9 protein-coding genes are annotated in these 12614 nt (G+C 70.8%); 5 read left to right on the top strand and 4 right to left on the bottom strand.

Going from position 1 to position 12614, the window contains the following annotated elements; genetic code table 11:
• Positions 1-142: 142 nt before the first annotated feature.
• Complete coding sequence (locus tag QF035_RS18545) at positions 143-1264, bottom strand: RNA-guided endonuclease InsQ/TnpB family protein (RefSeq protein ID WP_307521489.1); 1122 nt, start codon at positions 1262-1264, stop codon at positions 143-145.
• 308 nt (positions 1265-1572) lie between these two features.
• Here QF035_RS18545 and QF035_RS18540 point away from each other — a divergent pair, with 308 nt between their 5' ends.
• A complete protein-coding gene (locus tag QF035_RS18540) occupies positions 1573-2478 on the top strand; it encodes a rhomboid-like protein (protein ID WP_307521487.1) in 906 nt (301 codons plus the stop codon).
• Here QF035_RS18540 and QF035_RS18535 read toward each other — a convergent pair.
• On the bottom strand, positions 2436-3347 hold the full coding sequence (locus QF035_RS18535; protein ID WP_307521485.1) for a hypothetical protein: 912 nt from the start codon (positions 3345-3347) through the stop codon (positions 2436-2438). The two genes, QF035_RS18540 and QF035_RS18535, sit on opposite strands and share 43 nt — an antisense overlap.
• 188 nt (positions 3348-3535) lie before the next feature.
• Between QF035_RS18535 and lon the strand changes: the two genes are divergently transcribed.
• The gene (lon, locus tag QF035_RS18530) at positions 3536-5953 is read left to right on the top strand and encodes an endopeptidase La (RefSeq protein ID WP_307521483.1); all 2418 of its coding nucleotides are present in this window, start codon (positions 3536-3538) and stop codon (positions 5951-5953) included.
• Positions 5954-6162: 209 nt separating this feature from the next.
• Here lon and QF035_RS18525 read toward each other — a convergent pair whose 3' ends face one another.
• Entirely contained in the window at positions 6163-6966 is an 804-nt protein-coding gene (locus QF035_RS18525; RefSeq protein WP_307521481.1) for a lysozyme, read from the bottom strand.
• A 272-nt stretch (positions 6967-7238) separates the two neighbouring features.
• Between QF035_RS18525 and QF035_RS18520 the strand changes: the two genes are divergently transcribed.
• Positions 7239-7745 carry a MarR family winged helix-turn-helix transcriptional regulator gene (locus QF035_RS18520; RefSeq protein ID WP_307531221.1) on the top strand — a complete coding sequence of 169 codons (507 nt, stop codon included), beginning with the start codon at positions 7239-7241 and terminating at the stop codon, positions 7743-7745.
• Positions 7746-8024: 279 nt separating this feature from the next.
• Here the strand turns inward: QF035_RS18520 and QF035_RS18515 are convergent, their stop codons facing one another.
• Positions 8025-8810: a protein phosphatase 2C domain-containing protein gene (locus QF035_RS18515; protein ID WP_307521480.1), complete on the bottom strand. Its 786-nt coding sequence runs from the start codon at positions 8808-8810 to the stop codon at positions 8025-8027.
• A 377-nt stretch (positions 8811-9187) separates the two neighbouring features.
• Between QF035_RS18515 and QF035_RS18510 the strand changes: the two genes are divergently transcribed.
• Together QF035_RS18510 and QF035_RS18505 are read left to right on the top strand one after the other, a co-directional pair.
• On the top strand, positions 9188-12115 hold the full coding sequence (locus QF035_RS18510; protein WP_373466676.1) for a sensor histidine kinase: 2928 nt from the start codon (positions 9188-9190) through the stop codon (positions 12113-12115).
• Entirely contained in the window at positions 12112-12612 is a 501-nt protein-coding gene (locus QF035_RS18505) for a roadblock/LC7 domain-containing protein (RefSeq protein WP_307521479.1), read from the top strand. The genes QF035_RS18510 and QF035_RS18505 overlap by 4 nt, the downstream gene beginning before the upstream one ends.
• The last annotated feature ends 2 nt before the right edge of the window (positions 12613-12614 follow it).

Genomic DNA, 12614 nt, shown 5'->3' with positions numbered 1-12614 from the left:
GTGAACGGCCGAGCTTGTGCACTCGGTCGTTCACACCTTGTCGCGCTCCCGACTGCCCCCTACGACGGGACGGTCACGGGTCGCATCTCCCCACGGTCCGGCCCGTTCAGGCCGGTGCGGAGACGGGTGTGGTGACGAACACTCACGCCGAGCGTGCGCGGTTGCGCACGTTGACCCCGGCGACGACATCGGCGGGCCCAGCGAGGCCGCACCGACGACAGGAAAAGTGGTCCCGTGTGGACCGGTTGGCCCGCTCGGTGTGCCCGCAGCGCGGGCAGCGCTGCGAGGTGTAGGCCGCATCCACCTCCAGGAACGGCACCCCGGCCCGGCGGGCCTTGTAGGCGAGATGCTGTCCGAGCTGGTGGAACGGCCAGGAGGAGAGCGTGGCCCGCTGGTCGCGACGAAGCCGTACCCGCTCGCGGATCCCGTCGAGCTGCTCGACTGCGATCCCACGACCGGTGCGTTTGGCGACGGACACGATCTCCTTGCTGATCCGATGGTTCACATCCGTGGCATGACGCTGCTCCTTCTTCGCACGAGCACCCAGACGGCGGGTGGCCGAACGGGTGCGCCTGGCCTGGAGTGCGGCACGTTTGCGGGCCTTCCAGCGCCGGTAACGGTTCAGACGGCGGCCCTGGTAATTGCTGCCGTCGCTGGTGGTAGCGAGGTTGACGATGCCCCGGTCCACACCGATCCAGTCAGCCGGCTCGTAGACCTCCGGATCGGGCAGGTCGCAGGTCGCGATCAGAAACCACTTCCCGCCCCGCCGGACCAGGTCACTCTCGCCCCTGCGGTACTCGGCCAGGGTCTTGAGCTGGTCCGGTGAGCCGGTGTATCGAATGCCCCGCATCCGCCCGTCCACCGTCCAGATGGACACCGTGCGCCCGTCCGTCTGCCAGGACAGGCACCGGTCGTCGAACGGCTGCGCGGCCTCCGGCCGGAAGCCGACCGGCGAACCGACGGCGCTGCGGTACCGCTTGGACCCCGGACCGCCCAGCCGCCCGGCTTTCAGGCCGGCCGCGAGCGCGCTGTAGGCGTCGACGACCTTCTTCACCACCCGCACCGCGGGCTGCGCCGACAGCCCGAACGTGGCCTTGACATCCGCGTAGACCAGCTTCTGCAGGCCGTTGCGATCCTTCACACCGGATCCGAACGCAACCTGCGAGACGTGGTCGGCGGCCCGGTTGCAGGCACCCAGGGTCGCCAACAGCGCCGCCGCCTGCTCCGGTGACGGCAACAGCTTCACCTGCACCACCAGCTTCATGACATCGGACCGTAGTACGACCACCACACACACGAACGCCCACCGCCGACGAATCACCACCACCAGCGACCAATCGATCAGTTGTTCACATCTCCTGGCCCCGTCGGGCAGCCGTGCGAGCACTCCGCGCCCGGCATGGAACAGGTGCGGCGATGCTCCGCATCGCGATCACGAGAGGCGATTCCTCCCCGGCGTGAACGCCAGGGCATCCTCGCCAGAAGCAGGTGAATCGGCCCTTCGGTGGCGCCCGTCACAGACAGCCAGGCTGTGCGAAGCTGAGGGTGGGGGTGACGGAAGGAGCCTCCACCGTGAAAAGGCCTGTGACGAGCGGCGCGGAGAAGACGACCCCCGCTGCACCCTCCGTCTCCACCGCCGATCCTTACGCCGTTCGCGCCACCGATCCGGGCGCCGCTCCCGCCGCCGGGCTCGACGGCATCCCGCGGCAGCGGCCTCTCGCCGTCGAGAGCGCGCACGTCGCTGTCGCCGTCCGTGCGCCCGCCGTCGTCGAGAGCACGCCCGCCGCTGCCGGGGGCGTCCGGCCCCGGCCCGCGCCCCTTCGCCGTGTCCGGCCCTGGCGGCTGTTCCCCACACCCACCGGGACCCCCTTCACCTTCGGGTACGCGGTCGTCCTCGCGGTGACCTCTCTCGTCGCCGAGTACGCGGACCCGGACCTGGTGGACCGGGTGCTTCAGACGTCCAGTACCGACGTGGCCCATCTGGCGCAGTCGCCGGTGCGTGTGCTGGTCGCCAGCGCGCTGTGGATCGCGGGCGGCCTCACGTCGGCGTACGTGATCGCCTTTCTGCTGGTGCTGACCGCGTTGGAGCGGCGGATCGGCGGGTGGCGTACGGCGGGCGTTTTCCTCCTGGGCCATGGCCTGGCGACGCTGGCCACCGAGATACCCGTCGGCCTCTCCGTCCTCGCCGGGCATCTCCCCGAGAGCTCGCTGCACCGCTACGACTACGGCATCAGCTTCGGTGTCGCCACGAGCGCCGGCGCGCTGGCCGGGCTGCTGAGGCCCTGGCTGCGCTGGACCGTGCTCGCGGTGTTCGGCTGGATGGTCATCGGCGACCTGATCGCGTTCACGGATCCGATGACGAACTGGGGACACACGATGGCGCTGGCCATAGGGGTGGCCACCTGGCCGCTGTTGCGCCGGGTCAGCTCGCCGGGTCAGCTCCAGGACGACGACCGGGACCACGGAGACCCTTCGTAAGGCACGGGCCTGCCCGTGAACGCGTCGAGGAGCATGCGGTCGCCGACCGGCCGGTCCAGTTTCACGGTCACCTTCTTCATGCGCATGTCCGACGTGCAGGGGCCGTCGGAGGGGTTGCGGATCCAGGCGGAGAACACCACGTTGTCCGCGCTCTCCAGCACGTCGACGCCGGGGCCGTCGTCGCAGGACCCGTGGTGGGCGCGCAGCACGACGGTCCGGCCGTCCCGCGACACCGTGTCCAGTCCGGCGAGCTCCCACAGGTCATCCGTCAGGTCCGGTACGGGCTTGACCGGGGGCTTCGGAAGCTTCGAGGCGACGACCGCGACGCGCTTGAGCGGCGAGTCGTAGCCCTTGATCGTGAAGTGCCAGGCGGGGACCGTCGCCGTCCCCCGGCTGGTGTGGATCGTCATCTCCCCGAGCTTCGCACCGGTCACGGTGAGCCGGGGCCCCGGACCGGCCGCACCGGAACCCCCGCCGATCTGCTCGTACGCCGCCCGCGCGGAGACGACCGGAACGGCCAGCGAGCCGCCGCCGCGCCAGCGGATCTCCTCCTTCTCCGGCGGGGCGCCGGGGAGCGAGCCGCGGATCTCGAAGTTCTGACTCTGGTACGCCTGCTTGTCGGCGTCGTTGTGGAACGCCCCCTCGGGCAGCTGGACCGGATCCCCCAGCGGGAAGTAGCCCTCACGCCACACCCGCGCCGCCGCCGAGCCCTCCCAGGCGTCGGAGACCTGACGCGCGCGTTCCGCGGTACGAGCCGGGTCGTGTGTACCGGCATCGCCGTACTTGTCTCCGCAGGAGGTGACTCCGACGGCCGCAGTGGCGAACAGGCTTAGGCCGACGAGCAACCGACGCAGTTGTGCGGTCCGCATGATGCCCCCGAGGCAGACGACTGGAACGGACAAGGAATCCGACGCCGCACCTGTGACGCAGCGGCCGGGCGAGACGTTCACCGGCGTTCGGCGACCCGATCGCTCACAGCGAACAGCGCCTGGGGAACAATTGAAGGCTCACATGCATTGAGTCGGCATAGCTCAACTTGAATGCCGAAGGGGAGATCATGACTCTGACGTCCGAACCGCTCACTCTGCCCGTGCTGCCGCTCGACGACGAGGTCGTGCTGCCCGGCATGGTGGTGCCCCTGGACCTCAACGACGCCGACGTACGCGCCGCGGTGGAGGCCGCACAGGCCGCCGCGCGGTCCAGTGGAGGAAGCAAGCCGAGGGTGCTGCTTGTTCCGCGGATCGACGGGACGTACGCGAACACGGGTGTGCTGGGCACGGTCGAGCAGGTCGGACGCCTCGCCGACGGAGACCCCGGCGCCCTGATCCGCGGGCGCGGCCGGGTGCGCGTGGGCGCCGGTACGACCGGCCCCGGAGCCGCTCTGTGGGTGGAGGGCGTCCAGGTCGAGGAGACCGTGCCCGACCCGCTGCCCGGTGCCGTGACCGAGCTGGTCAAGGAGTACAAGGCGCTGGCCACCAACTGGCTGAAGAAGCGTGCCGCCTGGCAGGTCGTGGACCGTGTCCAGGCCATCGACGACGTGTCCGCGCTCGCCGACAACTCCGGATACTCGCCGTTCCTGACGACCGCCCAGAAGGTCGAGCTGCTTGAGACCGCCGACCCGGTGGCCCGCCTGAAGCTCGCCACAGAGCAGCTGCGCGAGCACCTCGCCGAGCAGGATGTCGCCGAGTCCATCGCCAAGGACGTACAGGAAGGCGTGGACAAGCAGCAGCGGGAGTTCCTGCTGCGGCGCCAGCTGGAGGCCGTCCGCAAGGAGCTGCGCGAGCTGAACGGCGAGGCGGAGGGCGAGGAGTCCGACGACTACCGGACCCGCGTCGAGGCCGCCGACCTCCCCGAGAAGGTCCGCGAGGCCGCACTCAAGGAGGTCGAGAAGCTGGAGCGCTCCAGCGACCAGTCGCCCGAGGGCTCCTGGATCCGCACCTGGCTCGACACCGTGCTCGAACTGCCGTGGAACGAGCGGACCGAGGACGAGTACGACATCCAGGGCGCCAAGGCGATCCTGGACGCCGAGCACGCCGGTCTGGAGGACGTGAAGGAGCGGATCACCGAGTACCTGGCCGTGCGCAAGCGGCGCAACGACCGGGGCCTGGGTGTCGTGGGCGGCCGCCGCGGCGGTGCCGTGCTCGCGCTCGTCGGACCTCCCGGCGTCGGCAAGACCAGCCTCGGCGAGTCCGTCGCGCACGCCATGGGCCGCAAGTTCGTCCGGGTCGCCCTCGGCGGCGTACGGGACGAGGCGGAGATCCGCGGCCACCGGCGTACGTACGTCGGCGCGCTGCCCGGCCGTGTCGTGCGGGCCATCAAGGAGGCCGGGTCCATGAACCCGGTGGTCCTGCTGGACGAGATCGACAAGGTGGGCTCCGACTTCCGCGGCGACCCGGCCGCGGCCCTGCTCGAAGTCCTCGACCCGGCGCAGAACCACACCTTCCGGGACCACTACCTGGAGGTCGAACTCGACCTGAGCGACGTGGTGTTCCTCGCCACGGCCAACGTGCTCGAAGCCATCCCGGAGGCACTGCTCGACCGTATGGAGCTGGTGCGCCTGGACGGCTACACCGAGGACGAGAAGGTCGTCATCGCCCGGGACCACCTGCTGCCGCGTCAGCTGGAGCGGGCCGGTCTGGAGAAGGCCGAAGTCACCCTGGACGAGAGTGCGTTGCGCAAGCTGGCCGGCGAGTACACGCGGGAGGCGGGCGTACGCAACCTGGAGCGGTCCGTCGCACGGCTGCTCCGCAAGGTCGCGGCACAGCACGAACTCGGCGAGCGGGAACTGCCGTTCACGGTTGGCGCCGACGATCTGCGCGCGCTGATCGGACGGCCGCACCACGTGCCCGAGTCCGCCACGGACCCGGCCGAGCGCCGCACCGCGGTGCCCGGCGTGGCGACAGGCCTCGCGGTCACGGGTGCGGGCGGTGACGTCCTCTTCGTGGAGGCGTCGCTGGCCGACCCCGAGACGGGCGCGTCGGGTCTGACCCTCACCGGTCAGCTCGGTGACGTCATGAAGGAGTCGGCGCAGATCGCGCTCTCCTTCCTGCGGAGTCACGGAGCCGAACTCGAACTGCCCGTGGGTGACCTGAAGGACCGGGGTGCGCACATCCACTTCCCGGCCGGCGCGGTCCCCAAGGACGGCCCGAGCGCCGGTGTCACGATGACGACGGCCCTCGCCTCGCTCCTGTCGGGCCGGCTGGTCCGTACGGACGTGGCCATGACGGGTGAGGTCTCGCTCACCGGCCGGGTGCTCCCGATCGGCGGCGTGAAGCAGAAGCTGCTCGCCGCGCACCGGGCCGGGGTCACGACCGTGATCATCCCGAAGCGCAACGAGGCCGACCTGGACGACGTCCCGGCCGAGGTCCTGGAGAAGCTCGACGTCCACGCGGTCACGGACGTCCGCCAGGTCCTCGAACTGGCGCTCGCCCCGGCGACGAACGGCGCGGCGACGGAGGTTCCGGTGGCGGCGTGACGGGCGTCCACCGGTAACGCAAGGCCCGGGTCCCTCTTTATGAGGGGCTCGGGCCTTCCGCGTATCCCTGTACGCGCGGATCGTGGGTGGGTTCGGTGTCTGTGGGTGCGGGTCAGCCGTTGGCCAGGGCCACCACCCGGTCCAGGGCCCCGTTGCTGTGTCTTCCCGGGGGACAACCCCCGGACCCCCGGCCGGGAGCGCTGTTCACGTTAGCCATTTGCCAGGGCCACCACCCGGTCCAGGGCGCCGTTGAACTTGTCGTGGTCGCCGACCGTCGGGCCGGAGGAGGTGTACTGCCACATCGTGTAGTAGCTCCAGCCCGCCGGGAGTGTGCCCACCGCCGAGGCGTAGCGCGCGATCCAGAGCGGGTTGGCGGAAGCGAAGCCGGCGTAGTTGCCGGTGCACTCGGTCCACCAGCTGGTGGCCGTGTAGATGACGGCGTCGCGGCCGGTACGGGCCTTGTACTGGTTCAGGAAGTCGCGGATCCAGGTGACCATCGCGCTCTGCGTCTTGCCGAAGCAGGCCGCGCCGTACGGGTTCCACTCGATGTCGAGGGCGCCCGGCAGCGTCCTGCCGTCCTTGGACCAGCCGCCGCCGTGGTCGACGAAGTAGTTGGCCTGGGCGGCGCCGCCGGTCGTGTCGGGGGTCGCGAAGTGGTACGCGCCACGGATCATGCCGACGTTGTACGAGCCGTTGTACTGCTGGGCGAAGTAGGGGTTCGTGTAGTACGTCCCCTCGGTGGCCTTGACGTAGGCCCACTTGACCCCGCTGGTCCACAGGGTCGACCAGGCGACGTTGCCCTGGTGGCTGCTGACGTCCACGCCCTCCGTCTGCGTGGCGTCACCGGGGGTCGGCAGACCGCCCTGGCCGTCGTGCGGGATGACGCCCATTCCCATGTGGGCGGAGCCCCGGGGCGGGACGTCGGCCGCCTGGGCCGGGAGCGGGATCGTGAGGAGGAGAGAGGCGAGGGAGAAGAGGGCTGCGAGCAGTAATCGGGATCTGTGCACGGGCATTGCGTGCCTCCGAAGGCTCGGCGTGCTCGAAGGTGCGGGAACGTGCTCGAAGAGTGGGCTCGACGAGTGGGCTCGAAGAGTGCTCGATGTGGGTAGTGGCGTGGGCATGCCATTGAGTGCCTCTCAGCGAAGCTACGCGCCCCGGCGACCGGGCGGAAAGAGGGGCCGGAGGCTGCCGTTGGTCTATTCCTGCGAAATACTGGCCCAGCTGCGGCAATGGCGGTCTTTGGCGGAAACTTTCACGATCGGGAAACCGGGTCATGGGTGCTGACGTGCACGAGGGCGGAAACGGCGAAGGGCACCGGACGAAATCCGGTGCTCCGGCGAGTGGTGTGGACCAGGGCGGGGTGGACCAGGAGTTCCTGGCGCTGGAACGCGAGCTGACCGTCCTGCTGCGGCGTGCCCGCGCCTCCTCCGGCGAGATGGTCCGCGAGGTCCATCCCGACCTGGAGTCCTCCGCGTACGGCCTGCTCGTGCGGCTGGAGGAACTGGGGCGGCAGCGGGCGACGGAGCTTGCCGCCTATATCGGTGTCGGCAAGGCCACGATGTCGCGGCAGTTGCGGGCGCTGGAGGAGATGGGCGTCGTCGCCCGGGAGCCGGATCCCGCGGATGGGCGGGCCTGGCTCGTTCATCTCACGGAGGAGGGGCGGGTGCGGTTTCGTGCCGTGCGGGATGCCCGGCGGGCGCGGTACGTACGGGAGCTTGCCAGCTGGGACCGGAAGGAAGTGGCTGAGCTGGCTCGGTTGTTGCATCGGCTGAACCGGGGGGTTGAGAGCTGAGCGGGTTCCCTCCCGGGGTTGTTCGTCGGCTGCCGGCCGGTTGTGGCTGGTCGCGCAGTTCCCCGCGCCCCTGAAGGGGCGCGCCCTGGTGGTCGCGAGCCTGAAGGGGCAGCCCCGATCGGCTCACAACCTCGCGCAGACCACTGCCGGTTGACCGGCCCCCCGCGCAGACCACTGCCGGTTGACCGGCCCCCCGCGCAGACCACTGCCGGTTGACCGGCCCCCCGCGCAGACCACCGCCGATTGGCCGACACTCCGCGCAGCCCACCGTCGATCGGCCTACAACTCCACGTACGCCACCGTCGCGTCGTCATGCTGCTTTGAGCGGCCCAGGAACTTGCGCTCCACATCTGCCAGTTCCAGGGCTCGTACGCGGTCTATCAACGCCTGGCCGCCCTCCTTTCTTACGAGGGCGAACAAGTCCGTCCAGTCGCCCTCGTGGAACTTGTCCGTCCAGCGGGTCGCGCCGTCCGTGAGGGCGGCCAGGGCGCGGACGTCGGAGCGGGGGAGGGTTCCCGTCACCGCTCGGGACGCCACCGAGGGATCCGCCGCCGCTGTGAAGAAGCCGCCCTCCTTGTTGCGGAGGGTGGCGTCCGTGGCGGTGTGGGAGGTCAGGGTGGCGCGGGGGACTCGGGAGAGGCGGTCGTCGAGGAGCGGGGTGACCTCGCCGGCGGGGGATTCCACGAGGAGGGCCGAGTCCGAGAGGACCAGGTACTCGACGGATTCCGGGGACCAGCGGGCCAGTACGACGGTTGCCTGTGGGGTGCGCGGGTGAGAAAGGTCACAGGTGGCGCGATGGGCGTCGGCGGTACGCAGGATGGCTTGCGCGAGCACCTCGGTCAGCGTCAGATCTCGCCGTGAAACGGACAGTTCGTGCAGGGATCCGCCGAGGCGGGCTGTGAACCAGGGGACGGAATGCAGACAGGCGTAGTCGGTGGCCGGTGGCGTCACACCGTCCAGGACGACGAGCGAACCCCCCTGTCCGGAGGCGGGAAGTCCGAGCGACGCGTAGTCCTCGTCGGGGCGGGCAGGGTCACCGGGGACCGAGATCAGTTCCGAGCGCATTCGGCCAGTCTGCACGAGGCCTTCACAAGCTTCGCCAAAGGCTGGCAACCGTCCTCGAATCGCCCCCGACAGGCAGGTCAGACGCCTGTTTTGAGGTGGAATCACCGACTCCGCTGAAGCGTGGCAGCGCATCTTGCCACCGGTCGCTGTGGACGTCCAACCGGCCCGCCGCGCAAGGGTGTCGCACGCGCCACGGGAACTTGCCGGTCCGCTCCTCGGGGATGTTCACTCCTTCGTGTGGCGGGTCAGGCGATGCACGACCACTGCCCACCGGCACTGGGAGGGTCGGGAGCCGTACCGGGACGAAACGCGAGTTGACGGATCGTCACCCGGGCCCATGGGGACACGAGTCAAGAATGCGAGCACCGGTGCAGAAAATGCGGCCTCGGCGCAAAGGCAGGCAGTCGGCCTCGGGTGAAGCCTCCGGGCACACGCCGAACTCGCCGACCGCACAGAACACCCCGGACCCCGCGGGCCGCGGTCGCCCCGCGCACGTACGCAGTCGGCTGATCATCGCCGTCGCCGTCGTGGCCGCCGCGATCGCCGGAGCCGGCGCCCCGTCCGTGATCGCCGCGTCGAGCGAGCTGAACGACTCCCAGAACCTGGTGACGCTCGCCGGACGCACGCAGGACGCGCTGGCCCTCGCCCACTCGCTCTCCGACGAACGCGACGAGGTCACCTCCTACATCGCGGCCGGCCGCCCCGACGGCAAGGGCCCCTCCGAGAACCGCGGCGCCCGCGTCGACCGGCAGGTCGACGAACTCCGCGCGGAAGCCGTCGAGGCCGACGCCCCCGCGGCGTTCCGCGAGACCCTCGACAACATCGCCACCGTGCGCCGAGCGGCTCTCACCGGGAAGAACACCGCTCTCGAAGCGCACCAGGCGTACTCCGCCGCCCTCACCGAACTCCACGGCCTCGCCGAGGAACTGGCCGAGCAGCTCCCGCCCCGCGCGGGCGCCGGCGCGCACGCCCTCGCCGAGCTCGACACCGCGGTCCAGCAGGCCGCAGCGACCCGCGGCCTCCTCCTCGCGGCCCTGAACGTCCCCACCTCCACGCAGACCGAGACCGACCCGATCACGGGTCTGCCCACGACGAGCACCACGTCGACCGCCGCGGACACCAAGCAGCGCAACGCGCTCTCGGCCGCCGCCATGCAGTCCAACGTTCGTGAGCAGGCGGCGATCGCCGGCTTCCGCGAGACCGCGCCGAAGACCGACCGTGCCTCGTACGACTCCACGGTGACCGGCGCCGAGGTCAACACCGCCGACAAGTACCTCGCGAGCCTGGCGACCCGGCCCACCCTCTCCGACTCCCAACTCGGCACCGACGCCAAGAAGCTGGACGCCGCGCTCTCCGCCCGCGTCGAGCAGATGCGCGGTGTCGAGGCCTCTCTCAACACCCAACGGGCCAAGGAACTCGCCCAGTTGAGGGACGACGACGTCACCGCGCTGGAGATCCGGATCGCGATCCTCGGCGCCCTGATGCTGCTCGCCGTCGGCGTCGCCACGGGCATGGCCCGCTCGCTCACCCGCCCGCTCGCCGTCCTGCGCCTCGGCTCGGCGCGCCTCGCCGCCGAACCGGCGACCCAGGAACCGGTCAAGTTCACCGGCCGCAACGACGAGTTCGCCCAGGTCGTACGCTCCGTCAACACGCTCCACGCGCACGCCCTCGCGGCCCACGAGCGGCTGGCGACCCTGGAGGACGACCGCAAGCACCTCATCGGCAAGCGCCAGAAGATGGCCGACGAGCGCGACCGGCTCCGCTCCGAACTCGCGGACGCCGTGGCGCACTTGGAGCAGGTCCGCAGCAGCATCCACGGCACCTTCGTCAACCTCGCCCTGCGCACCCTCGGCCTCGTCGAGCGCCAACTCGGCGTCATCGAGGGCCTGGAGGAGCGCGAGCAGGACCCCGACCGCCTCGCCACCCTCTTCCGGCTCGACCACTTCGCCACCGTCATGCGCCGCCACAGCGAGAACCTGCTGGTCCTCGCGGGCGCCGACCACGGCCACCAGCACCCCGGCCCGGTCCCGCTCGTCGACGTCGTACGCGCCGCAGTCAGCGAGATCGAGCGGTACGAGCGGGTACGGATCGCCGCGCTGCCGCCGCACGCGCACCTCGCCGGGTTCGCCGCGGACGACATCAGCCACCTGGTGGCCGAACTCCTGGAGAACGCCTCGTCGTTCTCGCCGCCGGACATGCCCGTCGAGGTCTCCGGCTGGCTCCTGGAGAGCGGCGAGGTCATGCTCTCCGTCCAGGACGAGGGCATCGGCATGACCGGCGACAGGCTCACCCAGCTCAACGCCCGCCTCTCGGACTTCGACCCCGAGGACGCGTACGACCAGGAGACCGGCGAAGGACTCGGTCTCGGCCTGTACGTGGTGGCCCGGCTCGCCCACCGGCACGGCGTACGGGTGCAGTTGCGCGAGCAGAGGCAGGGCGGCATCACGGCGGTCGTCGTCCTGCCCAAGTCCCTGCTCGCCGCCGCGCCCGCGGTCGCCGTCCCCTCGGCGACCACCGCCCGTACGGCGGGCGGCGCCCCCGCGCTCTCCCTCCCGGGCGCGGACGCCGAGGTCAACTCCAATGTCCTGTACGCCCGTTCGGACCGCGACCCGCTGATCGCGGCCGCGGAGGAGTCGCTGCGGGACGCCGGCGAGGCGCCCCTCGTCGACAGTCCCGTACGCGAGGACGACGCGGACGACACGGGCGACGAAGCCCACGAGGACGCGAGCCCGCAGGCCGGCACCCAGGAGGAGCGGTCCACCGAGCCCGTCGCCACCGGCCCCGAGACGACCATGGTGCTCATGGCGCCGGTACCCCCGGCCGAGGGCCTCTCCGAACCCGCCGAGCCCGCCGAGGCCGAGGCCCGCGAACCCGAGGCCGCCACCCCGTCCATCACGCTCCCCACCCAGAAGAGCACCGACCCGTACGCCATCGGCCCGGACGCCCACGACCGCGTCCCCGACGCGCCGCACCAGCCGCAGCCGGCGTACGAACCGCAGACAGCGCACGAACCGCACGCACCGCAGGAATCGCACACACCGCAGGAACCGGACGAGCCGGTCACCGACAAGGGGCTGCCCAAGCGGACCCCCAGGATCTCCGCGCCCGCCCCGGCGGCGAGGCCGCGCAACGCGTCCGTGGACGCCGAGGCCCTGCGCCGCAGGCTCGGCGGCTTCCACCGGGGCGCGAACCACGGCCGCCGTGACGTCGAAGCGGAGATCGCCGAACAGACGTCGGGGCTGCAGCAGCCCGCCGCACATGCCGTAGAAACCAAGGGGGACACAGTCGAGGAGGCAAGCAGTTGACCGCGCCCAGTACCTTCGGACTGAGCAGTGAAGCCCGCAATCTGCACTGGCTGCTGACGAACCTCGTCGAGGAGGTGCCGGGGCTCCTGTCCGTCGCGGTGGTCTCCTCCGACGGCCTGCTGCTGCTCTCCTCCGACCCCGGGAGAAACGCCCAGGCACGTCGCACCACGGACAAGCGCACGAGCCCCAGGGGCTCCGCGGCGGACCTGGCGACCATCGTGTCCGGCATCGGCAGCCTCGCCATCGGCGCCGCCAAGCTGATGGACGGCGGCGGCGTCAAGCAGACGATGGTCGCGATGGAGGACGGCGGCCTGTTCGTCATGTCGATCAGCGACGGCTCGCTGCTCGGTGTGCACGGCGCCCCGGACTGCGACATGAGCGTCGTCGCGTACCACATGGCGCTCTTCGTGGGCCGTGCCGGGCACGTCCTGACCCCCGAACTCCGCAGCGAGCTGCGGCAGTCGATCGAGGCCACGACGATGGAGGCGGCCAAGTGAAC

Origin of the sequence: Streptomyces umbrinus (assembly GCF_030817415.1) — a bacterium.
In the GTDB taxonomy this organism is placed as follows: domain Bacteria; phylum Actinomycetota; class Actinomycetes; order Streptomycetales; family Streptomycetaceae; genus Streptomyces; species Streptomyces umbrinus_A.
This window is presented reverse-complemented; position numbering and strand designations above follow the sequence as displayed.

Coding starts and splice junctions, on each gene's coding strand:
- QF035_RS18545 (WP_307521489.1), bottom strand. CDS start 1,264: ATGAAGCTGGTGGTGCAGGTGAAGCTGTTGCCGTCACCGGAGCAGGCG.
- QF035_RS18535 (WP_307521485.1), bottom strand. CDS start 3,347: ATGCGGACCGCACAACTGCGTCGGTTGCTCGTCGGCCTAAGCCTGTTC.
- lon (WP_307521483.1), top strand. CDS start 3,536: ATGACTCTGACGTCCGAACCGCTCACTCTGCCCGTGCTGCCGCTCGAC.
- QF035_RS18525 (WP_307521481.1), bottom strand. CDS start 6,966: ATGCCCGTGCACAGATCCCGATTACTGCTCGCAGCCCTCTTCTCCCTC.
- QF035_RS18515 (WP_307521480.1), bottom strand. CDS start 8,810: ATGCGCTCGGAACTGATCTCGGTCCCCGGTGACCCTGCCCGCCCCGAC.
- QF035_RS18510 (WP_373466676.1), top strand. CDS start 9,188: ATGCGGCCTCGGCGCAAAGGCAGGCAGTCGGCCTCGGGTGAAGCCTCC.